The sequence below is a fragment of the Bradyrhizobium sp. USDA 223 genome (assembly GCF_044909005.1).
Classification (GTDB): domain Bacteria; phylum Pseudomonadota; class Alphaproteobacteria; order Rhizobiales; family Xanthobacteraceae; genus Bradyrhizobium; species Bradyrhizobium yuanmingense.
Window position 1 is genome coordinate 1,423,046 of sequence record NZ_JBIYDR010000001.1, and the last position, 24,585, is coordinate 1,447,630.

The following is a 24,585-nucleotide window of genomic DNA, read 5'->3' on the forward strand; positions in this document are numbered from 1 at the left end:
GGCGCCATGTTCCGGGGAGGGGATATGATTTCACAATTTGGACTGCGTGCGCTCGCCTGCGGCGCGTTGGTGTCGCTTGCCGCGATGTCGCCGGCGCACGCGGAGGGCACTTACGAGATTCCGGCCGGCGCGCATTTCAATCAGGAGAAGCTCGGCAGGATCACCGACTTCTTCAAGAACGAGGTCGCGACCGGCAAGATCGCCGGTGCAAACGTGCTGATCCAGCAGCATGGCAAGCCGGTCTATCACGAAGTCTTCGGCGTGCAGGACGTGGTCAGCAAGGCTCCGATCACGGACAAGACCATCTTCCGCCTATTCTCGATGACCAAGGCGATCACTGCGGTGGTCGCGATGCAATTGGTCGAGGAAGGCAAGATCAAGCTGGACGATCCCGTCTCGAAATACATTCCCTCCTTCGCCAATGTGAAGGTCGGTGTCGAGAAGAAGGCCGAGGACGGCACGAAGGCGCTCGAGCTGGTGCCGCCGAAGCGGGCAATGACCGTGCACGATCTGATGACGCACACCTCGGGCATCACCTACGGCTTCTATGGCGACAGCCTGGTCCGCAAAGCCTATCGCGAGGCCAACATCTATGCCGGCGATTTCGATCTGGCCGAGTTCGCCGAACGCATCGCCAAGCTGCCGTTGCACAACCAGCCGGGCGCGCTCTGGCAATACGGCCACTCGACCGACGTGCTGGCGCGTGTGATGGAGATCGCCGCCGGCAAGCCGCTGATCGACATCATGCGCGAGAAGCTGCTCGATCCTCTCGGCATGGTCGATACCGGCTTCTTGGTCACGGACCCCGCGAAGCAGAAGCTCCTGGCCCAGCCCGTGCCGAACGATGCCGATTTCCGCGTCGGCCGCATCAATGATCCGACGGTCGTCAAGAAGATCCAGTTCGCCAGCGGCGGCATGGTCACGACCATGGCGGATTACAGGCGCTTTTCGCAGATGCTGCTCAATGGCGGCAGTCTCGACGGCAAGACCATCCTCAAGCCCGAGACGTTCAAGCTGATGACCACTGATCAGGTCGGCCCCGGCTCCGGGGTCGAGCGCGACTATTTCTATTTCCCCGGCGACGGCTTTGGCTTCGGCCTTGGGCTTGCGGTCCGTACCGAGCCCGGCAACGCCAAGCCGCCGCCGCCCGGCAACCTCGGCGAACTCAAGTGGGATGGCGCCTCCGGCTGCTATTTCGTGATCGACCCCAAGCAGGACATGTTCTTCGTGCTGCTGGAGCAGACCCCGAGCGAGCGCCAGCGCGTGCAGCGGACGTTGAAGCAGCTGGTCTATGAAGCTATGGAGAAGTGACATGAACGGGCGCCGCGCGCTGTTCGCGGCGCTCGTTCTTTTGTTTGGCGCGGTAAGTGCGCGGGCGAGCTCAGAGGGCCGTGCGCACGGCTTCACGCCCGAAGGCCTGGCAAAGGTCTCCGACTACATCAGGAACGAAATCGCGACCGGAAAATTTCCGGGGGCGATTCTGCTGCTCCAGCAACACGGTAAGCCGGTCTATTACGAGAGTTTCGGCGTCCGCGACGTCGCGACACAACTTTCGATGAGCGCGGATACGATCTTCCGCCTTTATTCGATGACCAAGCCGATCACCTCGGTCCTGGCGATGATGCTGGTCGAGGAGGGTAAGCTTGCGCTCGGCGATCCCGTCTCGAAATACATTCCGGCCTTCGCCGGCATGCAGGTCGGAGTCGAGAAGAAGGCCGAGGACAACAAGGTCTCGCTGGAGCTGGAGCCGCTCAAACGCCCGGTGACGATCGAGGATTTGATGCGGCATACCGCCGGGATCCCTTACGGCTATTATGGCGGGGACCTGGTGAACAAGCTCTACGCCGACGCCGGTCTGTTCGACAGGAATTCGACCAATGCCGAATTCGTCGCGAAGATCACCGCGCTGCCGCTCGCCGAACAGCCCGGCACGATCTGGGATTACGGCCACTCCACCGACGTGCTGGGGCGCATCATCGAGGTGATCTCGGGGACATCGCTGCTCGAGTTCGCGAAGACGCGGCTGCTCGACCCGCTCGGGATGAAGGACACGGCGTTTTACGTCGCCGATCCCGCCAAATGGCCGCGCATCGCCGAGCCGATGCCGCACGATCGGGCGATCAGCCCGATCACGCAGGTTCGCGATATCAGGAAACCGCTGCGATGGGAGTCGGGCGGCGGCGGCCTCGTCGGCACGGTCGGCGATTATGCCCGCTTCTCGCAAATGCTGCTCAACGGCGGCACGCTTGAAGGTCGACGTTACCTGAAGCGGGAAACCATCGCCTTGATGGCGAGGGATCATATCGGTCCCGAAACCCGCGTCGCGCGCGACAAGCACTACTATCCGGGTGAGACCAGCGGCTACGGCCTCGGCTTCGCCGTACGTACCGCGGTGCGGCCGGGCACGAACTGGCCGCTTGGCGAATATCGTTGGGACGGCGTTGGCGGCACCTTCTTCTTCATCGATCCCGAAGACGACCTGTTCGGAATCTTCATGGTGCAGACCCCCTCGCAGCGCGGCCGGATCCAGCTCGAGCTGAAGACGCTGATCTATCAGGCGATGGGGCGGTGAGACCTCTCCCCCTTTGCGTAGCCGGATGGAGCAAAGCGCAATCCGGGACGTCCTCACCGCGTGGATAGATCCCGGATTTCGCTGCGCTCCATCCGGGCTACGGGGCTGAGCTTTACGCCCCGCGCACGATCTCGCGCACGTACCCGATCGTCTCCTCGATCTGGCTCGCATTGACATCCAGATGGGTGCAGGCGCGGATGCGGCCGTCCATCATCGCGAGTGTCACGCCGCGCTGACGGAGGGCCGGGACCATCTTGTCGCCGGGAATGCCGGCGCCGTCGGGCTTGAAGAACACGAGATTAGTCTCGGGCTCCTGCACCTCGATGCCCGAGATCTGCGACAGTCCGCGGGCGAGCGCGCGCGCGTTGGCGTGGTCGTCGGCCAGGCGCTCGACGTGGTGGTCGAGCGCGTAGATGCAGGCTGCCGCGCAGATGCCGGCCTGCCGCATCGAGCCGCCGAGCCGCTGCTTCCACTGCCAGACCGCGTCGATGAAGGCGCGCGAGCCTGCGAGCACGCCGCCGATCGGTGCGCCCAGGCCCTTGGAGAAGTCGATCCAGGCCGAGTCCCAGCCCGCGGTCATGTCGCGTGGCGAGATGCCGCTCGCGACCGTGGCGTTGAGCAGGCGCGCGCCGTCCATATGGGTGACGAGGCCGTGCTGTCTGGCGATCGCGACGATCTCGTCGAGCACCGCCTTCTTCCAGATCGTGCCGCCGCCGATATTGGCGGTCTGCTCGACGCTGACGACGGTCTGCGGCGGCTGGTAGCGCGTGCGCGGATGCAGCGCCTTGCGAAGAGTCTCCGGCGTGAACTGGCCATCGGGGCCCTTGAGCTGGGTGACCTGGAAACCGCCGATCGCGGCATGCGCGCCGCCTTCGCGCGCGATGATATGCGCGGTCTCATGGGCGAGGATCTCGTCGCCGGGGCGGCAATGCACCAGCGTCGCGGTGACGTTGCACATCGTGCCGGAGGGCATGTAGACCGCCGCTTCCTTGCCGAGCAGGTCGGCAACGCGTTCGCACAGCGCGTTCACGGTCGGATCATCGCCGACCTGCTCGTCACCGACCTCCGCCCGCGCCATCGCCTCGCGCATGCCTGCCGTCGGCTTGGTCTGCGTGTCCGAGAGCAGATTGATGCGCACCGGCGGCGCCTTGGGATCGACGGGGGGAGGGGTGTAGAGCATGCGACGGCTCCTAAGCAGTGCGGCCACTGAAGTGTGGCTCTTAAGCAAAAAGGCCCCGGCGAACCGGGGCCTTTCGATATTCAGATCTTAGCGCGAATAGAATTCGACGACCAGGTGCGGCTCCATCTGTACCGGGAACGGCACGTCGGAGAGGCCGGGGATGCGGGCGTATTTCGCGGTCATCTTGCCGTGGTCGACTTCGAGATAGTCGGGGACCTCGCGCTCGGGAAGCTGGCTGGCTTCGAGCACGTGGGCGAGCTGCTTGGAGGCTTCCTTGACCTCGACCACGTCGCCGACCTTGAGCTGATAGCTCGAAATGTTGACCTTGCGACCGTTCACCTTGATGTGGCCGTGGTTGATGAACTGGCGTGCGGCGAAGATCGTGGAGACGAACTTGGCGCGGTACACGACCGCGTCGAGACGACGCTCCAGCAGGCCGATCAGGTTCTCGCCGGTGTCACCCTTGAGGCGGCTGGCCTCGACATAGATGCCGTGGAACTGACGCTCGGAGATGTTGGCGTAATAGCCCTTCAGCTTCTGCTTGGCGCGCAGCTGCACGCCGAAGTCGGAGAGCTTTCCCTTGCGGCGCTGGCCATGCTGGCCGGGGCCGTATTCACGGCGGTTGACGGGGCTCTTCGGGCGGCCCCAGATGTTCTGGCCCATACGGCGATCGATCTTGTACTTCGCCTCACTGCGCTTAGTCATCGCGTCCTCTTCAGGTCATGGTTTGAGGAAACGCGCCCTCCTGTGTGACGGGATGGTCCCGGCACCGACAGGTCCGATCCCCAAAGCTTAAGGGAAGAGGACCACGGGTCGCGAAACGCTTCGCGGGCCGAAACCGGCCCGCGAGCAGGCGGCTTTTAGGGGACTTTGGGGTTGGCTGTCAATTCTTTAGCCTGTCATTCCGGGACCTGCGACGACGGTATTCTTATGTCCTGACCGCCCGGACCGGCTTTGACCCCGCCGCCCGCAATTCGGCAGCAATTTCAGTGTTCAGGACCTGTTCCAGCCGGGTCAGGACTCTCGCGATCGGGGCGGCGTCAGTGACGCGGTGGTCCCAGCGGATCACGACATGGATGGTCTGATCCGGCTCGACCAGCCCATAGCTCAAGACGTAGGGGCCCGGCGTGATCGGGTGGAGCTCGCCGCCGCCATAGGCAGCCACCGAGCTTACCCCGAAGCTGCCGAACCAATTGCCGCGCTGACGGCCGAAATTCAGGCCGGCGGCCCAGGACAGGCGCCGCAATGGCAGCGGCAGGCGCGTCGCCCGCATGATCTTTCGGAACATCGGGACGTCCTCGATCGGGGCCATCTTGCCGCGTCGGATCTCCGCATCGACGGCTGCCAGCGAAAGGTCCTCGGGACCTGCGATCCGCTGCGGCAGAACGCATTCTTCGCCATCATCGACGCGCGCGATCGCGACCGTCGCCACGCTCCTCGGCAGCTCATAGAGGGCCGGCCAAGGCCATTTGGTGTAAACCGTGCGCAGAATCGGCTCGTCCTTTGCAACCAGGGCGAAAGCCTTGACGAACATCGCGGCCCAGCCAGCGGGTGCGGCTGCGTCCGCACGGGCCTCCAGCAGGGGGCGGATATTGAGCGAACGGGCCAGCGAAACGAAAGGTACGCCCATCGAGGCGTGCATGAGGTCGCAGATCAGACGGCGCCGCAGCGAAATGGTCTTGGGCGTCCCGCGCATAGGCCTCCGGTTCCAAATCAAAAGATCAAAATATGTGCAGCGAGCGGGGCCCGCCCGCTCGCTCTAGCACGAACCAACCCGCTTGGGACCAGTCGGTTCGCCGCAGAAGGGATCGCCAATGAGGAGCCTCCTTTAGACCAAAAAATACTCTATTTTCAATTATTTACATCTTGAGCGGGCGGTCCTGGCGGCGCCGGTCGTCACGCGTCAATCGGCTTGTTCAGCGCCTGACTCCCTCGCAGGCCGCCATGATGCCGCGCTGGAACAGCGACCAGTCGAAGCCCAGCGCGATCGCACGGTAGCCACGGTCGATCAACGCGTTGGCCTGGTCGGCGGTGCGCGCCACGCCGCCGATCGGCACGCCGCTTTTGAGGATGCCGGCCTCGGCGCGCGCGATCAGGTCCAGCAATTGCGGATCATCCATCTGGCCGCGCTTGTTGATGGAGGTGGCGAGATCGCCGGGACCGATCACCGCGACGTCGATACCGGGTGTTGCCATGATCTCGTCGATGCGATCGACCGCGTCGACGTGCTCGATCGTGATCATGCAGATCATCTCGTCGTCGGCAGAGGCCATGTAATCAGGCATCGACTGGCCCCAGCGGAACGGCGCGTGGAAGGGGCCCCAGAGCCGATCGCCGCGCGGCGGGTAGCGCACGCTGCGCACCGCTTTCTCGGCATCCGCGCGGCTCGTGATCATCGGGAAGTTGATGCCGAAGGCACCGATGTCCATCGGCGCTTTCGCCAGCCACGGCTCGTTGGCGGCGATCCGCACCAGAGGCGTGCACGGCGTGCCCGTGGTCGCGGCGATCATCGCGTGGGCTTCGGTCAATCCGATCGGGCCGTGCTCGAGATCGACGATGATCCAGTCGAGCGAGCGCGCCATGATCTGCACCATCTGCACGCTCGGGATGGTCGCGATCGCACCGAAGGCGGGGCGACCCTCGCGCCAGAGCTGACGGAGACGGTTGAGCGGCGGAGTCGGGACCGACATGGAAAACCTGCGGGACGATGGCGACGGCAAAGCCTAGCAGCGCGCCGCCAGTGCGCAAGCTCAGGCCACCGCGCGTCCGCCGAAGAACGGCGTCAGCGTGGCGCTGAGACCATGCACGCGGTTCGATGTAAAAAACATCTCGGCGCCGGACTGCGCGATGCCGCCGGTCGGCGGGCCGAGCAGGTCGGAGACGCGGCGGGCGATCGCGGGCGCCGGATCGATCCAGTCGACCGGCCAGGGCGCGAGCTTCTTCATCCGGTCGAGCAGAAGCGGGTAGTGCGTGCAGGCGAGCACCACAGTGTCGGTGCGCGCGCTCGCATCCGAGGCGTCGCCCACGAAGCAAGGAGCGAGCTCGGCGAGGATGGCTTCGTCGCTGATCGGGATGCCGCCGAGCGCGGCTTCGGCCAGCGAAGCGAGCTCGGGCGAGCCGACCAGCGTCACCTCGCATCCTTGCGCGAAATCGCGGATCAGCGCCTTGGTGTACTCGCGCTTCACCGTGCCCTTGGTGCCGAGCACCGAAACGCGGCGGGTCCTGGACTGCGCACAGGCCGGCTTGATCGCCGGCACCGTGCCGACGAAGGCTACGGAATAGGCGGCGCGCAAGCGAGACAGGACCAGGGTGGACGCCGTGTTGCAGGCGATGACGACGAGGTCTGGACTATGCCGGCCGATCAGCTCCCCCATCAGCGGCACGACTCGGGCGATGATCTCGTCCTCGCTGTGGTGGCCATAGGGGAAGAAGGCGTCGTCGGCGACGTAGACGTAATGCGCGTCGGGCCGCCCCGCCACGACCTCGCGGAGCACCGTGAGCCCGCCAAGGCCGGAATCGAACACCAGGATCGTCGGAGAATTGGTCACGTCGCCACCCTAGCCCGGCATGGTTACCATTCGGTTTTTAGGGCGATTTTGCGGCGATCCCGCAAAGACCCGGGGGGCGTCTCGTGTCACGGACGCGCTGCGTCGTCATCCCCGGCGTCACATCGGCCGCGCGGCGCTCACGCGATCCTGTTGGTGGTGGTCCCGCGCTCGGTTGCCAGCTGCTTCTGCAGGCGGTCGATGTTTTGCAACAGGCGCTGGCTGGTCAGCACCAGGAAGTAATAGCCGAATTGCGGATCCTGGAAGTAGATCTCGAGCAGCCGGTCATAGGTGATGGTCAGCACCTGGCCGTCCTCGATGCATTCGACCGTCCCCGTGCGCCGGTTGTCCGGCGTGAGGAAGCCGAGTTCGCCCATCAGCGCTCCGGGCCCGATCTCGACGTTGATCTCCTTGACCAGGAACTTGCCGGTGACGGTGAGGAACATTTCGTTGGCTGGGTCACGCATCTTGAAGAGGATGTCGCCGCGCCGGTATCTGCGCTCGGTCATGAATGGCTTGAGCCATTCGATCGACATGTCGCCTTCGGTCGCATGCCGCGCCTTCTTGACCAGCTTGAGCATCTGCCGCAGGCGCAGGGCGTTGATCGGAAGCATCAGGAGATAGAGCAGGAACGTCGCGACGTTGGCGGAGAGCGCGCCGAAGAGAGCAAAGAACGCGCAGCCGATCATGTTGGCCACGCGCAGAGGGACCATCGTCCGCATCAGGAGTGTGGCGACGAAGAAGACCGCCCCGACCACGGCGAACAGATTGGCGAGTGTGATGTTGTGGACGAAGATCTCCAGGAGCCGGTTGAAGATCGCCTCGTAGGTGACGCTGTCGGGATCGAGGCCCATCTGGACCAGGATTTTCGCGATCCTGAGGTTGTCCGTGGCCGCTTCGAGGATGCGGTCGAGGATCGACGAAACGTCTGCGCTGCCGGACGGCATGGTACTAACCCCACGTAAGGCATTCAGTCCTGGTCGGCACCCGTATAGCCGAATTCGAATGACGACCGCTTGAATGACGCTTCCGGCCATCGTGCCGCAAGGGGCAAATTTTAGCCTGATCGGGCGTTTCGGCAATTGCCCGTTGGTTGCGCGTCCGGCCGCGGGCAGCCGTGATTCGGGCCATCCCTGCGGGCTTGAGCGTCGCGGACGGGCCGAAGCGACCTTCGCTTACGGCTTGGTGGCGGGCTGCACGACCTGCTGTTCGACCAGGCCGAGCCGCCCCGGCAGCGAGCCGGCGCGCAGCAGCATGGCGACGCTGTTGGCCTCTTCCAGGGTGAAATTGCCGGAAATCTGGCCGGAGCCGCCGGTGATCGGCTCGCGGATCACGGGCGCTGAGATCACCTTGTCGTCGAGCACGATGGCAAAGGGCTTTCCGACGTTCTCTGCCGTGATATGGGCAAAGCGCCGCGTGCCGCGGCCGTTGAAGCGGAACGATGCGATCGGCTCCTTGCTCTCGCCGGTCAATCCCGGCCCGGCATAGCTGATATCGCCGCCCTCGAGCGCGCTGTCCTTGGCGACGAGATAAGGAAGCTTGTCCTTGAAGCCGAGCAGGACTTCCGTGCCCGCCGGTGGCGTGCCCGATTGCGCCTGCTGCGCGGACATCGAGAGGTCGATCAGGCGAAAGCCGACCTTGACCTTCCGGGCGAAGATCGCGGTGATTTGCTCGGGCTCCATCACGCCGGGCAGGAAGATGCGGATACGGTCTATCCCCTCGGGCTGGACGCTGGCGAGCTTGACGCCGGCGTCCTTGAGGCGCTGCTCGATCATGGCGATGGAATCTTCGACGAGATCGCGCAGCCGCGCGGCTGATGCGGCATCGGTCGGCGCGAGCTTGAGCAGCCCGTCGCCGGCGTCGGTGACGTTGAGCGCTTGTGTGGGCAGCCCCTCCGCCGCCGCGACGAGCTTGCGCGTGAGCTGTTCGCGGCCTTTGCCGTCAGCGATCTTCACGTCGACGCCGCCGTCGCGGATCGCAAGTCCGGAGAACGCGATGCGGCCCTCGCGCAGGATCTTGTAGACGTCGTCGCGCAAATCCGTGACGACCGCCTCCCGCAAGGCATCGGTGTCCACCCTGTAGACGATCCGCGATCCGCCCAGCTTCTCCATCTTGTCGGCGATGAAGGCCGCGACCTTGACCCGCACCTTGTCGAGCTGGCCGTCGGCAAGCGAGGCACCGGGCAGGGCGATCGCGGATACCATTGTGAACGCAGCGACCAGCCGTGTGATCCGGTTCCGCAGGGGCGTCGTCATGATGACCTCAAGTCTTGCGGCAGGGCGCTGGCGAGCGAATTCAGTGCCAGTACTTGGTCCCCCGATCAGCCGCACAGGTTCAAGCGGCGCAGCCGGTAAGCAATGGACGAACGGCAAATCATCCATCATTCTGGTCCGGCTCGGCCGAACACGGCCGAGGCCTCGCCGAACCAAACTGTCAAAAGATACGGCGGCGGGGACATGCATCTGAGGGAGGACGGAATTCATGGCGGGCATCCACGCGCTCGATCGGTTGATCGGCAACGACTATCCGGAACTGTTGACGGACGAGGAGGTCCGGGCATTCGAGCAGGTCCCCTACGCCGACCGCGTCGCGGCCAAGAGCACCTATGACGCCATCAGGCTTGGTGCCGAGCGCAATCCCGACGGGGCGGCGATCCAGTTCCTGCAAAATGCCGATCCTGCCGACACGCCGCTGGTGGTCACGCACCGCGATTTCATCGCGCGCGTCACCCAGGCCGCCAACATGTTTCACGCGCTCGGCGCCGAGAAGGGCGACGTTATCAGCTTCATGCTGCCCTTGGTGCCGGATGCGTTCGTCACTCTGTTCGGCGCCGAGGCCGCCGGCATCGCCAATCCCCTCAATCCGCTGCTCGAGCCGCACCAGCTCGCCGAAATCTTGGAAGCCGCGAACACCAAGATCCTGGTGGCGCTCGGGCCGATGCCGGGCACCGACATCTGGCAGAAGGTCGAGCAGATCCGCCCGCAGCTGAAGCATCTGAAAGCCATCGTGCAGGTGTTCGGCGGCGGCGATCCGGCCAATGGCATCTTCGCCTTCAACGACCTGATCAAGCAGCAGCCGTCGGATCGGCTGGTCAGCGGGCGCAAGATTGGCGGCAGCGACATCGCCGCCTATTTCCACACCGGCGGCACCACGGGTACGCCCAAGCTGGTGCGGCATACCCATGCCAATCAGGTCTATCAGGCCTGGGCACTCAATCTGCTGCTGAAGGGCAAGCCCGGCGCCAACCTGCTGTTCGGCATGCCGCTGTTTCACGTCGGCGGATCGCTGACACAGGTGCTGACGACTTTGTCGGGCGGGGGCTCGTTGGTCGTGCTGTCGCCGAGCGGCTGGCGCAACCCGAACGCGGTGAAGAACATCTGGCAGCTCGTCGCGCGCTTCAAGCCTGAAGCTCTGTCGAGCGTGCCGACCGTGCTCGCCGCGACGCTCGCGGTGCCGCCGGGGAATGCGGATATCTCGAGCCTGAAATATGCGGCCGGCGGCGGATCGGCGATTCCGGTCGCGGTCGGTTCGGCGATTCAGGAGAAGCTAAAGCTGCCGGTGGTCGAGGTCTACGGCATGACCGAGACCTCGAGCGTGCACACGCTCGCTTATCCGGGCCGGCCGATCCGGCTCGGCTCGGTAGGCCTTCCCATGCCCTATGCGCGGGTGCGCATCGTGCAGCTCGACGCCGATGGCCGCCTGATCCGCGACTGCAAGCCGGACGAGATCGGCGTCGTCATCATGGCCGGACCCGGCGTGTTCGGCGGCTATCTCAACGACGAGCACAACAAGAATGCCTTCATCGACGGGGTCTGGGTCAATTCCGGCGATCTCGGCCGGCTCGATGCCGACGGCTATCTGTGGATCACCGGCCGGGCCAAAGATCTCGTGATCCGCGGCGGCCACAACATCGATCCGGCGCCGATCGAGGAGATCATGTTCCGCCATCCCGCCGTCGGCTTCGCCGCGGTGGTCGGCCAGCCCGACGCTTACGCCGGCGAACTGCCGGTGGGCTACGTGCAGTTGAAGCCCGGCGCAAAGGTCGAGCCGGGTGAGCTGGAAGCCTGGGTGCGCGAGCGCACGCCGGAGCGCGCCGCCGTCCCGGTGCAGGTCATCCCGATCGACCCGATGCCGGTGACGGGCGTCGGCAAGGTGTTCAAGCCGCAGCTGCGCTGGGACGCGGCCGAGCGGGTGTTCACAAAGGTGCTGGCGCCGCTGGTCGAGCGCGGCATTGATTGCAAGGTGAAGGTCGGTCCGCACGGCAGCCACGGCTCGATCGCGACCGTAACGCTGACGGGCCTGCCGGCAGGCCAGCGCGAAGCGGTGAAGGGGGAGGTGCACGCACTGCTCGCACCCTTCGTGATGCGCCACGAGGTGGTGCAGGGATAGGTATGATGGCACGTCGGATCGACCAGGCTCGCGCCGCGCGTGCACGGCGAGGGTCGACTGCATTAGCTATAAGTCGCGATCGAGGAGCTTGTGTGATAGACCTCACATAGAAAAATTTGGCTTTCGTCGACGCTCCGAATAGTCTCAGGAAATTGCATCCGAGGGGGCTGCAGTGATTCCGTTGCGGCTGTTTGGTTTATTGATTTTTGCGACCTTACTGGCCTGCGGATCGGCACACGCCGATCGGCGGGTTGCGCTCGTCATCGGCAATTCAGCCTACAAGAGCGCGCCCAAGCTCACCAATCCCGCGAACGACGCCACGCTGATTGGCGGCATGTTCAAGAAGGCGGGCTTCGATTCCGTCGACGTCAGGCTGGATCTCAGTGCGAGCGAGATGCGGCGCATGTTGCGCGAGTTCGCCGGCAGGTCACGCGATGCGGACATGGCGGTGATCTACTATGCCGGCCACGGCATCGAGCTCGACGGCAACAACTATCTCATTCCGACTGACGCGACGTTGGAGACGGATGGCGACGTCCTCGACGAGACCATCCCTGTCGAGCGCGCATTGTTCGCAGTCGAGCCCGCCAAGCAGCTGCGCCTGATCATTCTCGATGCCTGCCGCGATAACCCGTTTGCGAAGACGATGAAGCGCACGCTGGCCTCGCGAGCGATCGGACGGGGCCTCGCCAAGGTCGAGCCAACCAGCCCGAATACGATGATTGCCTTCGCTGCGAAGGCCGGTTCGACCGCATCCGACGGCGATTCTCGCAACAGTCCGTTCGCTGCCGCGCTGGTCGAGCACCTGCCGAAGCCGGGCCTCGATCTGCGCAAGGCGTTCGGCTTCGTCCGCGACGACGTGCTCAAAACAACCGGCTACAAGCAGGAGCCTTACGTCTACGGCTCGCTCGGCGGCGACGACGTGCCGCTCGTGGTGAAGCCGGCCGCAACCGGACCGCAGGCCAACCCGCAGGACGCGGTTCGCAGGGACTACGAGCTCGCGCTCCAGCTTGCGACGCGCGATGCCTGGGAGGCGTTTCTGGCGGCCTATCCGGACGGCTTCTATGCCAACCTCGCCAAGGGACAGTTGAACAAGATCGGCGCCGAAGAGACACGCGTGGCTGCCGAGCAAAAGGCCAAGGCGGCCGAGCAGGAAAAGGCAAGGCTTATCGCCGAGCGCGCTCAGAAAGCCGAGCAGGAGAAGGCGGCTGCTGCAGCCAAGGCCGCCGAAGAGGCGCGCATCGCCGCGGAGAAGCAAAAGCAGATCGAACAGGCCAGGGCGGAAGCGGCCGAGCAGCAGCGCAAGGCCGCCGAGGCGGCGGCCGCGAAAGCGCTGGCCGAGAAACAGGCGGCAGAGAAGGCCAAGGCCGAGCTGGCCGCCAAGCAGGCCGCCGAGAAAGCGGAGCAGGCCGCCAAACCGGCCGCCGATCGGCAGATGCCCGAAGTCGAGAACCAGAAAGTGGCTGCGCTCGCGCCCGGACCCACATCCACATTATCGGCAGCCGAGCTTTCCAAATCGGTACAAAGCGAATTGCGCCGCGTCGGCTGCCTGACCTCGTTTGCGGAGAGCGAGTGGAGTTCGGCCGCTCAGCGTTCGCTGACGCTGTTCAACAAATATGCCGGCACCAAGTTCGACGTGAAGCTGGCCAGCGTCGACGCACTCGACGCGCTGAAGGCCAAGCCGGGACGGGTCTGTCCGCTGGTGTGCAATTTCGGATTCAAGGCCGACGGCGATCAATGCGTCAAGATCACCTGCCGGGCCGGTTATCGTGTCAATGACGATAACGAATGCGAAAAGGTGCAGGAGAAGAAGCCTGTTGCGACGCGCGAGAACTCCAGACCGCGAGACGATGAGCGGAAGGCAAGCGAGTCCGCGCCGTCAAAGCCGCAGGCGACCGGTCAGGTCTTTTGCAACAGTGCAGGGTGCCGGCCGGTCCGGCAAGGTTGTCGGCTCGAGACGTGGGGCGCCAACAGGGCTGCTGGCTTGATGGCCGGCGGCGGCACCAGCATGATCGAAGTCTGCAACTGAACCGGCGAGTGCCCGCCCGCTAGCCCGCCGGCATTCGTGTTTCCACCAGGCGCGCCCAGAACGAGGCGCCGTGACCCAGAATGTTGTCGTTGAAGACGTAGGCTGGGTGGTGGCACTCGTTGCCGTCGCCCATGCCGACCAGCACCATCGCGCCGGGGCGTGCTTCCAGCATGAACGAAAAGTCCTCGGCGCCCATCATCGGGACGAACTTGTCGTTGACCCGATCGGCGCCGACGATGTCGCGGGCGACGTCGGCGGCAAGGCCGGCCTCGCGGGCATGGTTCATCGTCACCGGATACATCCGCGTGTACTTCGTCTCGGCCGAGCCGCCATAGGCGCGGGCGATGCTGTCGGCGACTTCGCCGATGCGGCGTTCGACGAGATCGCGCACTTCGGGGTCGAGCGTGCGCACCGTGCCGGCGAGCTCGGCGACCTCCGGGATGATGTTGAAGGCGGTGCCGGAGTGGAATTGCGTGATCGAGATCACCGCCGATTTCAGCGGATCGACGTTGCGCGCCACGATCGATTGCAGCGCGTTGACGATCTGCGAGCCGATCAGCACGCTGTCGACCGACTTATGCGGGCCGGCGCCGGCGTGGCCACCCTTGCCGCGGACGGTGATCTGGATGTTGTCGGAGGAGGCGAGCATCGCACCCGACGTGGTGGCGAAATGGCCCTCGGGCAGGTTCGGCATGTTGTGCATGCCGTAAACCTCCTGGATATTCCAGCGCGTCATCAGCCCGTCCTCGACCATGGCCTTGCCGCCGCCACCGCCTTCCTCGGCCGGCTGGAAGATCATCACGGCCGTGCCGTCGAAATTGCGCGTCTCGGCGAGATATTTGGCCGCGCCCAGCAGCATCGCGGTGTGGCCGTCATGGCCGCAGGCGTGCATCTTGCCCGGGACCTTCGAGGCATAAGGCACGCCCGACGTCTCCATGATCGGCAGCGCGTCCATGTCGGCGCGCAGGCCGATTGTCTTGCCGGAGGCCGACTTGCGGCCGCGGATCACGCCGACCACGCCGGTGCGGCCGATGCCCGTCACCACCTCGTCGCAGCCGAATTCGCGCAAGCGATCGGCGACGATGCCGGCGGTGCGGTGGACTTCGTAGAGCAGCTCGGGATTCTCGTGGAAGTCATGGCGCCAGGCGGCCATTTCGTCGGAGAGGGCGGCGACGCGATTGACGATGGGCATGAGGGAATCCGTTTTCTGGTTGTAGTTTGTAGGGTGGGTTAGCCCCGTGGATGCGCAAGCGCATCCACGGGCGTAACCCACCACGGTTTCCGTGGGAGCGAAAGAGGTTGGTTACGCCCAGCGGACTGCGCTTCGCGCAGGCCGCAAGGCTAACCCACCCTACGATCCTACGCTTCCCCGAACACGCGCCTGAAGATCGTGTCGACGTGCTTGAGGTGATAGCCGAGGTCGAACTGCTCCTCGATCTCGGCGTCGGTGAGATATGTCTTCACCTCACGGTCCTTCTTCAGCAGCTGAAGGAAGTCGCCTTCGCCGCGCCAGACCGGCATGGCGTTGCGCTGCACGAGCTTGTAGGCGTCCTCGCGGCTTGCGCCCTTCTGGGTCAGTGCCAGCAGCACGCGCTGCGAGTGCACGAGGCCGCCGAGGCGGTCGAGGTTCTTCTGCATGTTGGCGGGATAGACCAGCAGCTTGTCGATCAGGCCGGCGAGGCGCACCAGCGCGAAGTCGAGCGTCACGGTGGCGTCCGGGCCCATCATGCGTTCGGCCGAGGAGTGCGAGATGTCGCGCTCGTGCCAGAGCACGACGTTCTCCAGCGCCGGCGTCACATAGGCGCGCACCATGCGGGAGAGGCCGGAGAGGTTCTCCGACAGCACCGGATTGCGCTTGTGCGGCATGGCGGAGGAGCCCTTTTGTCCCTCAGAGAAGAACTCTTCGGCCTCGAGCACCTCGGTGCGCTGCATGTGGCGGATCTCCACGGCAATGCGCTCGATCGAGGAGGCGATCACGCCGAGGGTCGAGAAATACATCGCGTGACGGTCGCGCGGGATCACCTGGGTCGAGATCGGCTCCGGCACGAGTCCCATGGCCTTGGCGACGTGCTCTTCGACGCGCGGATCGATCTGCGCGAAGGTGCCGACGGCGCCGGAGATCGCGCAGGTCGCGACCTCCTTGCGCGCCGCGATCAGACGTTCCTTGGCACGCGTGAATTCGGCATAGGCATAAGCGAGCTTGAGGCCGAAGGTCACGGGCTCGGCATGGATGCCGTGGCTGCGGCCGATAGTCGGCGTCATCTTGTGCTCGAAGGCGCGCTTCTTGAGCGCGGCCAGCACCTTGTCGAGGTCTGCGAGCAGGAGGTCGGCGGCGCGGGTGAGCTGGACGTTGAGGCAGGTATCGAGCACGTCGGAGGAGGTCATGCCCTGGTGCACGAAGCGCGCCTCGGGACCGACGATCTCGGCGAGGTGGGTGAGGAAGGCGATGACATCGTGCTTGGTCTCGCGCTCGATCTCGTCGATGCGGGCGACGTCGAAGATGGCGTCCTTGGCCTTGGCCCAGACCGTCCGGGCGGCCTCCTTGGGGATGGTCCCGAGCTCGGCGAGGGCGTCCGCCGCATGCGCCTCGATCTCGAACCAGATCTTGAACCGGGTCTGCGGCTCCCAGATCGAGGCCATTTCCGGGCGGGTGTAGCGGGGGATCATTGGGCGCTCCAGGAAGGTGGGCGGGCGGTCCCGAGAACGGCGGCGCCGGCCAAAATGCTTTTTACGCCGTGATGTAACAGAGCAGGCAGGGCGAAACAAACGGTCTGGGCCCCGGAAGAAGGGCATCGCCGACCTTTCCACCGGACCGGCCGGCCGGGATGGCGGCGCCTGGCCGCAGATATTAACTGTCAATCACGGATCATTGACTGACAGATATTGAAATCTGTCAGCGAGACGTGTATATCCGTTCTCGGACGCTCCGATTGGGCGTCCCGCGACAAGCCCCGGGGAGCCCGACATCCGAGCCACGCTCGGATCGGAGGGCGGATTGAAGAGCGGGGACCGCGGACGAATGGAGACTTAGACAATGACGACCGAAATCCTCAATTTCACCGGCGTGATTGGGCATTGGCTCAATTTGCTGGTGGCGCGCCAGATCGCGGCGCAGGCTGCAAAACTGCCGCATTAAGGCATAGGCTTTCCGAACAGACCGGCCAGGGCGCTTCGGAAGCAGCCCTAGTGCCGGAGTAAACTGAGCCCTGAATGGGAACATGGTGCTGGCATGAATGAAGCCGTTGTCTTGACGCCGGAGCGGATCCTCGAAGTCACCGAGGACGTGCTCAGGCGTTACGGGCTTGCCAAGGCCACCGTGGTCGACGTTGCCCGTGCGCTCGACGTGAGCCACGGCAGCGTCTACCGCCATTTTCCCAGCAAGGCTTCGCTACGCGAGGCCGTTGCCAAGCGCTGGCTGGACCGCATCGACGCCCCGCTGCTGGCGATCGCCAGGGAGCAGGGGTCGGCGCCCGACAGGCTCGACCGCTGGCTGCGCACGCTGTTCGCGGCCAAGCGTTCGCGTGTGCTCGATGATCCTGAAATGTTCGAGACTTATCTGACTCTGGCGCGTGAGGCCTGCGCGGCCGTCAAGTGCCACAAGGACGCGATGATCGACCAGATCGCCGCGATCCTGACCGACGGCGTGAAGCGGGGCGAGTTTGCCGTGGGCGACGTCAAGGTGACCGCGCGCGCGATCTTCGATGCGACCGTCCGCTTCCACCATCCGGCCCATGCCGAGGAATGGAAGGACGCCGATCTCCCCGCACGCCTCGATGCGACGCTGGCGCTGCTGCTGCGTGGGCTGAAGGCGGCCTAAGGCTGCAGAACCCGTTCAGCCCTGGGTGCTGTCAATCAACCTCGCGTTTTCTGGAGAGCGGCGCCGTCGCGGGGCAAGGGTGCGGATGCCGAATGTCTTCGCGTGTGGAAGGCAGGATCTGACGATGGCACGACCGGCGGACTATCCGGATAAGCGTTGACCGCGATTTCGACGGCGTCCTTCGACCGCCTTCGAAGCCGGTAGAATGTCAGCTCCTGATCGAACATCGGACAGCGAAAGTGGACGATGGCGGTGTCCGGCAGGCGGCAAAGTTCGTCGATGAGCTCGCCTACTGTGATGATGGGGGGATGGTCGACTGCTTTGGGGTGACCCTTACTCATGACCCTTTACTCCTTGTCTGCCGTACTAACCGGAGCCGGGTCGGAACCGTTCCAATTTCGTTCAGCAGATTGAGGATTGCGAGGGATGAGGCTGTGCGGCAGCTTTGCTGCTAGATCCTCGTCAGCCCGCAGGTCGCGGCGAGCCGCACCAGCTGCGCATCGGTGCGCGCGCCGGTCTTCGACTTGATCAGGTAGTGATAATTCTGCACGGTCTTGACGCTGAGATTGAGATGCGCCGCGATCTCTTCGGTGGTGGCGCCGCCGGCAAACTGACGCAAAATCTCGATCTCGCGCTCGCCCAGCTGGTCCAGCACCGAGCCGGTCGGAGACAGGCTGTCCTCCGCCAGCACATGTGCGATGTCGTCGCTCATGGCGCGCTCGCCGCGCGCGACGCTGCGGATGGCGTTCACGACCGCGGACGGCTCGCTGCTCTTGGTGACGAAGCCGGAGGCGCCAGCGCCGAAGGCCGATTTCACCAGCACGGCCTCGTTGTGCATGGTGAAGACGAGAATCCGCGCCCGTGGGCTGCGGGCGCGGATGTTGCGGATCGCCTCCAGCCCGCTCGCGCCGGGCATCGAAATGTCGAGCACCACCACGTCGGGGTCATGCGCCTTGAACGCGCCGTACGCGTCGGCGGCGTTGTCGGCTTCCGCCACGACATGCAGATCGCCCTGGCTCTCCAGCACGCGCCGATAGCCTTGCCGCACGATCGGATGGTCGTCGACCAGCAGCACGGTGATGCCTGTTGCCGCCACCTCGTTCATCCCGGCCTCACGCAGCGAGCGGGATGGTCGCGGCAACGCTGAGGCCGCCGCGGGCGGGCAGGATCGACAGCGATCCGCCGGCCGCCGTGACGCGCTCGCGGATTCCGGTGAGGCCGAAGCCGGCCGATTGCGCGACGCGCTCCGCATCGCCGCCGCCGTCGTCCTCGACGCGGATCAGCAGCGCATCGTCCTCGCCTGCGCGCCGCTCGACGCGGAGCGAGATCTCGCGCGCCGCACTGTGGCGCAGCGCGTTGGTCAGGCATTCCTGTGCGACCCGATAGGCCGTGGTGGCGGCCGGGCCGCTGATATCGGTGAGGTCGCCCCTGAGATCGAGTTGGATCGCCGGCCGCGCCGCGCTGTGCGAGCGCCAGCTGTCGACGAGATTGACGAGGCTCGCCTCGAGCCCGAGCTCCTCCGGCAGCGGATTGCGCAGCCGGTTCAGCGCGTCGCGCAGCGAGGCCATCAGATGGTGCGTCGCCTGCGAGATCATGCGCGCGTCCTGCGCGATCCCATCATCCTTGTGCTGCTTCGTACTCGCCGTCTCGATCGTGTTGGCGAAGGCGAGAATGGCGGACAGATTCTGCCCGAACTCGTCGTGCAGCTCGCGGGCGAGCGCGCGGCGCTCGTCGTCGCGGATCTCGATCAGGCGGCGCGTCAGCGCGGCGCGCTGCTCGGTCGCTTCCTCCAGCCGGCCGCCGAGCTCGTCGACGGCACTGCCGATCATCGCCAGCTCCATCGAGCGGAACCGCGGCAGCCTGGTGCGGTATTGACCGCGCGCCATGCGCTGAAGCGCGGTGACGATCGCGCGCGCCGGCGCCAGCGCATGCGCGATGGCGAGCGAAGCAAGCAGGGCGATCGCCGCCGCCATCAGCAGCGCGACGTCGATGACGTTGAGGACATAGTCCCAGGCGAGCGCGATCGCGGCGGCCGCATGGGGCGTCGCAACGACGGTGCCGGCGGCTGCGGCGCGGGGACTGACGGGCCGCACCACCTCGGCGTGGCTGCCGAGGAAGGTCGGCACGATGGCGGCGAACCAGCGCGGCGGCGTCTTGCCCAGCCCCTCGCTCTGGCCGCAGAGCGGCTTCTCGAAGGCCGCAGCGGGCTGGAACTCGACGCAGACGCCGGGCGAGATCAGCTTCATCGTCTCCAGCGTGCGCCAGTCCGGAACCGGCAGGAGATGCTCGCGGGCCCTGCTGCTGCGCAACAACAGCTCGCGCCAATACAGCGCCTGAAGCGCCTGCGCGACCCGCTGCGCCGACGCCGCCGTCGCCCGATCGACGCTGCGGTAGGCATCGAACGTGGCCCATACGGTCGCGGCTCCTAGGCACAGCGCTACGATCAGAAGCAGGCGGGCTACAAGCTGAAGCACGAGGCGCATGCGATCACCCCCGACGTTTGCTAAGGTCAGCCTAACAACGCCGCCGTGCCTTGCCAATCGCAGGGAACGCTAGGGATTGCAGCTCGGGCAAATTTCCCAAGCCGGATTGGGCATGGGTCTTTGGACCTGAAACGGCGGCTTTGATCTAATCGGTGAGGACACGTTGCAGGCCGGCGCCTGCAAGCCAGGAGCGGTGCAGCATGAGTTCGATGACGATTGGACCAATCGCAAGCCAGGCTGCCGATCCATCCGAGCGCAGCGCGCTGCTGTTCTGGATGATCTTCACCGGGCTGTCGATCTTCGCTGTCGTGCTGCTGTGGCGCTTCGGCCTGATTCATCTGATGCTGACCTCGGACCGCACCTACATTTCAGCGGTGATCGCGGCGCTCTACGTCCTCACCTGCGGCCACTGCTTCCTGCGGACCCGGGCCATCGCGCGGGAAGGGGCCGCGGCGCGGCGCTGCCGCGCCGTGCTGGCGGCACCGGACGGCAGCAAGGCGCTGGATGCGAGCGCGGCGGTGCTGCCGCGCGGATTGGTGCGCGACCATATCCAGAGCCTGGTGACGAAAGCCGCGGCGCAGGACTACCGGCCGGTCGACCAGACGCTGCTGCTACGTAATCTCGCCGATCGCTTGCGCGGCTCCAACGGGTTCGGCGCCTTCGTCTCCGATACGCTGATGAAGCTCGGTCTGCTCGGCACCATCATCGGCTTCATCATCATGCTGGCGCCGATCGCGGGGCTGGACGCCGCCGACAAGGTCGCGATGCGCTCCTCGATGGGCTTGATGAGCGACGGCATGGCGATCGCGATGTACACGACGCTGGCCGGCCTTGTCGGCTCGATCCTGATCCGCATCCAGTACTACATGCTCGACGCCGCGACCCAGCGGGTGTTCTCGGACGCGGTGGTGCTGACCGAGACCTATGTGACGCCGGTGCTGGAGCGCAAGGGTTTTGGAACGCCGTCATGATGGATGATTTCGGTCTCTATCCGCGCGAGGAGCCGTTCGACCCGCTGGGCGTGATGCTGTTCAAGGCGCTCCAGGTGATCGCCTTCCTGTTCTTCCTGGCGCTGCTGGCGGTCTCCCCCGACGCCAAGGACGGCAAGATCGATTCCAAGGCGGAGTTCATGATCACGCTGGACTGGCCGGACAACCACCCCGACGACCTCGACCTGTTCGTGCAGGATCCCGCCGGCAACATCGCCTGGTATCGCCACCGCGAGGCCGGCTTCCTCACGCTCGACCGCGACGACCGCGGTGGCGCCAACAATTTCATCATCGTCAACGGCAAGAAGATCGCCTCGCCGATCCGCGAGGAGATCGTCACGGTGCGTGGCATCCTCGCCGGCGAGTACGTCGTGAACGTCTCGCATTTCGTCGCCACCACCGGAGAGCCTGTGACGGCCAGTGTGAAGGTGCAGAAGCTTAATCCGACCGCGCAGGTGATCTTCGACAACAAGTTCACGCTCGACCACACTGGCGACGAGAAGACCGCGGTCCGATTCCGGATCGATGCGGAAGGCAAGGTCGTCGATGTCGATCAGCGGCCGAAATCGCTGTTGGAGACGTTCCGCAGCAGCTGGCGCAACGGCGGCGATCTCGATGCCAGGACCGGCGTGAGCAGGAACGCTACGAGGGTACGCCGTGAGTAACCTGCAAACGGTCATCCTGACGCTGTCGGTCGCGTATGCCGTCATCGGCGCGCTGCTGCTGGTCGTTCTGGTCTATGCGCGGCTGCACTGGTCGCTGAAGGCGGTCGCCGTGGTCGTGACCAGCACCTTCTACATCGTCAGCTTCACGGAAATGCGCGGCCTGCTCGGTTGGGCCAGCACGGACCGGCTGCCGACCACGTTCAAGCTCCTGAAGGCCCGCATCGTCGAGCCGCATTCGCTTGATGGCGATCCCGGCTCGATCTATCTCTGGGTCGAGGCGCTGGACGAGGACAATCGCCCGAGCGGCATCCCGCGCGCTTTTCGTGTGCCGTACAATGACCGCCTGGCCGACAAGACCCACGCCGCCGAGAACGAGATCGCGGCCGGACATCCGCAAGGAGGGCGCGCGGCGGATTTCGGCGGCGGCGACGGCAGCCTGATCGACCTGGTTCGAGAATATGTGACGCCGAAGACCATCCTGGAGACCAGCGGCGGCGATTCCTCGACCGGCGAGTTCACTGCGCCGCCGGCCGGTGCCCAGGACGCGGTGTTCACGCCGATTCCGCCGCCCCGGATGCCGCCCAAGGACGAGCAATAGGCCCATCGCCATCATCGTAGAGCAGTGCTGGCAAACGGCCCAGTGCTGGCGCATCTTGTTGACCTCCCTCAATTTGGCCTTATCGGCTTCCAATAAGAATCTGAGGGTGGAGGGTGCGTGCTTCTCGCTGTCTTCTCGGATATCCATGGCAACAGGCAGGCATTCGAGGCCTGCCTGAAGATCGCGCGTGCGAAGGGCGCGGAGGGCTTCGTCCTGCTCGGCGACTTCGTCGGCTATGGCGCCGATCCGGAATGGGTGGTGGACACCGCGATGGAGCTGGTCGCGCAGGGCGCCGTCGCGGTGCGCGGCAATCATGACCAGGCGATCAATTCCACGGCCGAGACGATGAACGCCGAGGCGCAGATCGCGATCGAATGGACCCGCGGCCGCCTCGACACGGCGCAGCGGCGGTTTCTGGCCGAATTGCCGATGCAGGTGGAGGACGATGGCCGCCTGTTCGTGCATGCGGAAGCCTCGCATCCCCAGCGCTGGCACTATGTCCGCTCGACCGTGGACGCCGCCAAGAGCCTGATTGCGACACGGGCCCACGTCACCTTTTGCGGCCACATCCACAGGCCGGCGCTCTATTCGATGTCGGTGACGGCGAAGATGACGAGCTTCGTGCCGAAGTCCGACGTCCCCGTGCAGCTGCTGCGCGGACGGCAATGGCTCGCCGTGCTCGGCTCGGTCGGCCAGCCCCGCGACGGCGATCCGTCAGCGGCCTTCGCACTGTTCGACACCGAATCGTGCCAGATCACCTATTGCCGCGCGCCCTATGACGTCGAGACCGCAGCGAGCAGGATCCGCGACAACGGCCTGCCGCCTTGGCTTGCCGACCGCTTGTTGCAAGGGCGCTGACGGATGCCCAAACCCCTGGTCAAGTCAGGCGCGGAGATCGACGGTTTTACGATCGGCGAATGCGTTCATGCCGGCGGCATGGCGACGCTGTGGACCGTCACCCATCCCGGCATCGACGTGCCCTTGCTGATGAAGATCCCGCGGGTGTCGGAGGGCGAGGACGCCGCCGCGATCGTCTCCTTCGAGATGGAGATGATGATCCTGCCGCGGCTCGCAGGGCCGCACGTGCCGGCCTGCTTCGGCACCGGCGATTTCGCCCGCCAAGCCTATGTCGTGATCGAGCGCATTCCCGGTTCCACGCTGTACAAGCGGCTCCCCGACCTGCCGCTGCCTTATGACGAGGCGCGCCAGCTCGTCGCCAGGATCGCGACAGCGCTTGCGGATCTGCACCGGCAGAACGTGATCCACCACGACATCAAGCCGAGCAGCATCATGGTCCGCGAGAGCGGCGAGGCGGTGCTGATCGACTGCGGCCTGTCGCATCACAACCATTTGCCGGACCTATTGCAGGAGGAATTCCGCCTGCCTTACGGCACCGCGCCCTATATGGCACCCGAGCGGCTGCTCGGGGTGCGTGACGATCCGCGCAGCGATCTGTTTTCGCTCGGCGTGCTGCTTTACTTCTTCACCACCGGCGAGCGGCCGTTCGGCGAGGGTGAGACGCTGCGGGCGATGCGGCGCCGGCTGTGGCGCGATCCGCATCCGCCGCGGAAGCTTCGTGCGGATTGTCCGCCCTGGCTTCAGGAGGTGGTGTTGCGCTGTCTGGAGATCGAGCCGGTGTGGCGCTATCCGACCGCGTCCCAGCTTGCCTTCGATCTCGCTTATCCGGACCAGGTCAAGCTCACCGCGCGCTCGGAGCGGGTGAAACGCGATTCCCTCGGCACAGTCTGGCGCCGGCGTTTCAACCAGGGCGCCATGGCGCCGCGCGCGAAATCCGATGTCGCAGCCCAGATCGCATCGAGCCCGATCCTTGCTGTTGCGCTCGACACGGCGGAGGGCGCTCCGGAGCTGAACGAGGCGCTGCGCGTGACCACCGAGCGCATCCTCGCCACCTTGCCCTCGGCGCGGCTTGCCTGCGTCAACGTGCTGAAGCTGAACCGGATTGCGATCGATCGGACGTTGGACGAGCAGGGCTCCAACAAGCATATCGATCGCCTGGTCGCGCTCAGGCATTGGGCAACGCCGCTCAAGCTGGATGAGAGCCGGCTGTCGGCTCATGTGCTGGAGGCGGTCGATCCCGCCGCCGCGATCCTGGAGTTTGCCAAGGCCAACCAGGTCGACCATGTCATCATCGGCGCGCGACAGAGCTCGTTCCGGCGCATGCTGCTCGGCAGCGTATCGGCCAAGGTGGCCTCGGAGGCGAGCTGCACCGTCACCGTGGTGCGGCCGCCGCGATTGGCGGGGGACGTCGGCGGGCCGGAGGCCGGCGAAGGTTAGGCCGGCCGGGGCGATTTTACAGG

The 24,585-nt window shown here is 65.3% G+C and carries 21 protein-coding genes; 10 read left to right on the forward strand and 11 right to left on the reverse strand.

Annotated elements, in window-relative coordinates; translation table 11 throughout:
• Positions 1-24: 24 nt before the first annotated feature.
• Positions 25-1,311: a serine hydrolase domain-containing protein gene (locus ABIA40_RS06245; RefSeq protein ID WP_404539897.1), complete on the forward strand. Its 1,287-nt coding sequence runs from the start codon at positions 25-27 to the stop codon at positions 1,309-1,311.
• A 1-nt stretch (position 1,312) separates the two neighbouring features.
• Complete coding sequence (locus tag ABIA40_RS06250; protein ID WP_404539900.1) at positions 1,313-2,572, forward strand: serine hydrolase domain-containing protein; 1,260 nt, start codon at positions 1,313-1,315, stop codon at positions 2,570-2,572.
• Positions 2,573-2,684: 112 nt separating this feature from the next.
• On the opposite strand, the gene ABIA40_RS06255 is transcribed toward ABIA40_RS06250, so the two are convergent.
• The 7 genes from ABIA40_RS06255 to ABIA40_RS06285 all read right to left on the reverse strand — a co-directional run bounded on the left by ABIA40_RS06255 (position 2,685) and on the right by ABIA40_RS06285 (position 9,552).
• A complete protein-coding gene (locus ABIA40_RS06255; protein ID WP_271544936.1) occupies positions 2,685-3,752 on the reverse strand; it encodes a low specificity L-threonine aldolase in 1,068 nt (355 codons plus the stop codon).
• 87 nt (positions 3,753-3,839) lie between these two features.
• Positions 3,840-4,457, reverse strand: a complete 618-nt coding sequence (gene rpsD, locus ABIA40_RS06260; RefSeq protein ID WP_036012915.1) for a 30S ribosomal protein S4 — start codon at positions 4,455-4,457, stop codon at positions 3,840-3,842.
• A 223-nt stretch (positions 4,458-4,680) separates the two neighbouring features.
• Positions 4,681-5,448, reverse strand: coding sequence for an acyltransferase (locus ABIA40_RS06265; RefSeq protein ID WP_404539903.1), 768 nt, complete (start codon positions 5,446-5,448; stop codon positions 4,681-4,683).
• Positions 5,449-5,668: 220 nt separating this feature from the next.
• Positions 5,669-6,442, reverse strand: a complete 774-nt coding sequence (locus tag ABIA40_RS06270) for an HpcH/HpaI aldolase/citrate lyase family protein (protein ID WP_157280734.1) — start codon at positions 6,440-6,442, stop codon at positions 5,669-5,671.
• 60 nt (positions 6,443-6,502) lie between these two features.
• A complete protein-coding gene (murI, locus tag ABIA40_RS06275; protein WP_271544911.1) occupies positions 6,503-7,300 on the reverse strand; it encodes a glutamate racemase in 798 nt (265 codons plus the stop codon).
• A 137-nt stretch (positions 7,301-7,437) separates the two neighbouring features.
• Complete coding sequence (locus ABIA40_RS06280; RefSeq protein ID WP_404539907.1) at positions 7,438-8,244, reverse strand: Crp/Fnr family transcriptional regulator; 807 nt, start codon at positions 8,242-8,244, stop codon at positions 7,438-7,440.
• Positions 8,245-8,472: 228 nt separating this feature from the next.
• The gene (locus ABIA40_RS06285) at positions 8,473-9,552 is read right to left on the reverse strand and encodes a SecDF P1 head subdomain-containing protein (protein ID WP_404539910.1); all 1,080 of its coding nucleotides are present in this window, start codon (positions 9,550-9,552) and stop codon (positions 8,473-8,475) included.
• 226 nt (positions 9,553-9,778) lie between these two features.
• Between ABIA40_RS06285 and ABIA40_RS06290 the strand changes: the two genes are divergently transcribed.
• A complete protein-coding gene (locus tag ABIA40_RS06290; RefSeq protein ID WP_404539913.1) occupies positions 9,779-11,686 on the forward strand; it encodes an acyl-CoA synthetase in 1,908 nt (635 codons plus the stop codon).
• A 199-nt stretch (positions 11,687-11,885) separates the two neighbouring features.
• Positions 11,886-13,715: a caspase domain-containing protein gene (locus ABIA40_RS06295; RefSeq protein ID WP_404539916.1), complete on the forward strand. Its 1,830-nt coding sequence runs from the start codon at positions 11,886-11,888 to the stop codon at positions 13,713-13,715.
• A gap of 19 nt (positions 13,716-13,734) precedes the next feature.
• Here the strand turns inward: ABIA40_RS06295 and ABIA40_RS06300 are convergent, their stop codons facing one another.
• Positions 13,735-14,907 (reverse strand): M20 aminoacylase family protein, encoded by a 1,173-nt coding sequence (locus ABIA40_RS06300; RefSeq protein WP_271544902.1) that lies wholly within the window; start codon positions 14,905-14,907, stop codon positions 13,735-13,737.
• 167 nt (positions 14,908-15,074) lie between these two features.
• On the reverse strand, positions 15,075-16,382 hold the full coding sequence (purB, locus tag ABIA40_RS06305; RefSeq protein WP_404539923.1) for an adenylosuccinate lyase: 1,308 nt from the start codon (positions 16,380-16,382) through the stop codon (positions 15,075-15,077).
• A gap of 562 nt (positions 16,383-16,944) precedes the next feature.
• On the opposite strand from purB, the gene ABIA40_RS06310 reads away from it, so the two are divergent.
• Positions 16,945-17,532 carry a TetR family transcriptional regulator gene (locus ABIA40_RS06310; RefSeq protein ID WP_404539926.1) on the forward strand — a complete coding sequence of 196 codons (588 nt, stop codon included), beginning with the start codon at positions 16,945-16,947 and terminating at the stop codon, positions 17,530-17,532.
• Positions 17,533-17,983: 451 nt separating this feature from the next.
• On the opposite strand, the gene ABIA40_RS06315 is transcribed toward ABIA40_RS06310, so the two are convergent.
• Positions 17,984-18,637 carry a response regulator gene (locus ABIA40_RS06315; RefSeq protein WP_404539928.1) on the reverse strand — a complete coding sequence of 218 codons (654 nt, stop codon included), beginning with the start codon at positions 18,635-18,637 and terminating at the stop codon, positions 17,984-17,986.
• A 7-nt stretch (positions 18,638-18,644) separates the two neighbouring features.
• A complete protein-coding gene (locus ABIA40_RS06320; RefSeq protein ID WP_404539931.1) occupies positions 18,645-20,015 on the reverse strand; it encodes a sensor histidine kinase in 1,371 nt (456 codons plus the stop codon).
• Between the two features lie 200 nt (positions 20,016-20,215).
• On the opposite strand from ABIA40_RS06320, the gene ABIA40_RS06325 reads away from it, so the two are divergent.
• The 5 genes from ABIA40_RS06325 to ABIA40_RS06345 all read left to right on the forward strand — a co-directional run bounded on the left by ABIA40_RS06325 (position 20,216) and on the right by ABIA40_RS06345 (position 24,562).
• Positions 20,216-20,986, forward strand: coding sequence for a MotA/TolQ/ExbB proton channel family protein (locus ABIA40_RS06325; RefSeq protein ID WP_404539934.1), 771 nt, complete (start codon positions 20,216-20,218; stop codon positions 20,984-20,986).
• On the forward strand, positions 20,983-21,669 hold the full coding sequence (locus ABIA40_RS06330) for a hypothetical protein (RefSeq protein ID WP_036043556.1): 687 nt from the start codon (positions 20,983-20,985) through the stop codon (positions 21,667-21,669). Before ABIA40_RS06325 ends, ABIA40_RS06330 begins: the two co-directional genes overlap by 4 nt.
• The gene (locus ABIA40_RS06335; protein WP_404539937.1) at positions 21,662-22,267 is read left to right on the forward strand and encodes a hypothetical protein; all 606 of its coding nucleotides are present in this window, start codon (positions 21,662-21,664) and stop codon (positions 22,265-22,267) included. The genes ABIA40_RS06330 and ABIA40_RS06335 overlap by 8 nt, the downstream gene beginning before the upstream one ends.
• Before the next feature lie 117 nt (positions 22,268-22,384).
• Entirely contained in the window at positions 22,385-23,125 is a 741-nt protein-coding gene (locus tag ABIA40_RS06340; protein WP_338122542.1) for a metallophosphoesterase family protein, read from the forward strand.
• 3 nt (positions 23,126-23,128) lie between these two features.
• Positions 23,129-24,562: a protein kinase gene (locus ABIA40_RS06345; RefSeq protein WP_404539940.1), complete on the forward strand. Its 1,434-nt coding sequence runs from the start codon at positions 23,129-23,131 to the stop codon at positions 24,560-24,562.
• Positions 24,563-24,585 lie beyond the last annotated feature (23 nt).

Excerpts from the sequence above, each read along its gene's own strand:
- ABIA40_RS06285 (WP_404539910.1), bottom strand. The coding sequence starts at position 9,552 with ATGACGACGCCCCTGCGGAACCGGATCACACGGCTGGTCGCTGCGTTC.
- ABIA40_RS06315 (WP_404539928.1), bottom strand. The coding sequence starts at position 18,637 with ATGAACGAGGTGGCGGCAACAGGCATCACCGTGCTGCTGGTCGACGAC.
- ABIA40_RS06300 (WP_271544902.1), bottom strand. The coding sequence starts at position 14,907 with ATGCCCATCGTCAATCGCGTCGCCGCCCTCTCCGACGAAATGGCCGCC.
- rpsD (WP_036012915.1), bottom strand. The coding sequence starts at position 4,457 with ATGACTAAGCGCAGTGAGGCGAAGTACAAGATCGATCGCCGTATGGGC.
- ABIA40_RS06290 (WP_404539913.1), top strand. The coding sequence starts at position 9,779 with ATGGCGGGCATCCACGCGCTCGATCGGTTGATCGGCAACGACTATCCG.
- ABIA40_RS06270 (WP_157280734.1), bottom strand. The coding sequence starts at position 6,442 with ATGTCGGTCCCGACTCCGCCGCTCAACCGTCTCCGTCAGCTCTGGCGC.
- purB (WP_404539923.1), bottom strand. The coding sequence starts at position 16,382 with ATGATCCCCCGCTACACCCGCCCGGAAATGGCCTCGATCTGGGAGCCG.
- ABIA40_RS06255 (WP_271544936.1), bottom strand. The coding sequence starts at position 3,752 with ATGCTCTACACCCCTCCCCCCGTCGATCCCAAGGCGCCGCCGGTGCGC.
- ABIA40_RS06330 (WP_036043556.1), top strand. The coding sequence starts at position 20,983 with ATGATGGATGATTTCGGTCTCTATCCGCGCGAGGAGCCGTTCGACCCG.
- ABIA40_RS06280 (WP_404539907.1), bottom strand. The coding sequence starts at position 8,244 with ATGCCGTCCGGCAGCGCAGACGTTTCGTCGATCCTCGACCGCATCCTC.
- ABIA40_RS06310 (WP_404539926.1), top strand. The coding sequence starts at position 16,945 with ATGAATGAAGCCGTTGTCTTGACGCCGGAGCGGATCCTCGAAGTCACC.
- ABIA40_RS06320 (WP_404539931.1), bottom strand. The coding sequence starts at position 20,015 with ATGCGCCTCGTGCTTCAGCTTGTAGCCCGCCTGCTTCTGATCGTAGCG.
- ABIA40_RS06345 (WP_404539940.1), top strand. The coding sequence starts at position 23,129 with ATGCCCAAACCCCTGGTCAAGTCAGGCGCGGAGATCGACGGTTTTACG.
- ABIA40_RS06265 (WP_404539903.1), bottom strand. The coding sequence starts at position 5,448 with ATGCGCGGGACGCCCAAGACCATTTCGCTGCGGCGCCGTCTGATCTGC.
- ABIA40_RS06245 (WP_404539897.1), top strand. The coding sequence starts at position 25 with ATGATTTCACAATTTGGACTGCGTGCGCTCGCCTGCGGCGCGTTGGTG.
- ABIA40_RS06325 (WP_404539934.1), top strand. The coding sequence starts at position 20,216 with ATGAGTTCGATGACGATTGGACCAATCGCAAGCCAGGCTGCCGATCCA.
- ABIA40_RS06250 (WP_404539900.1), top strand. The coding sequence starts at position 1,313 with ATGAACGGGCGCCGCGCGCTGTTCGCGGCGCTCGTTCTTTTGTTTGGC.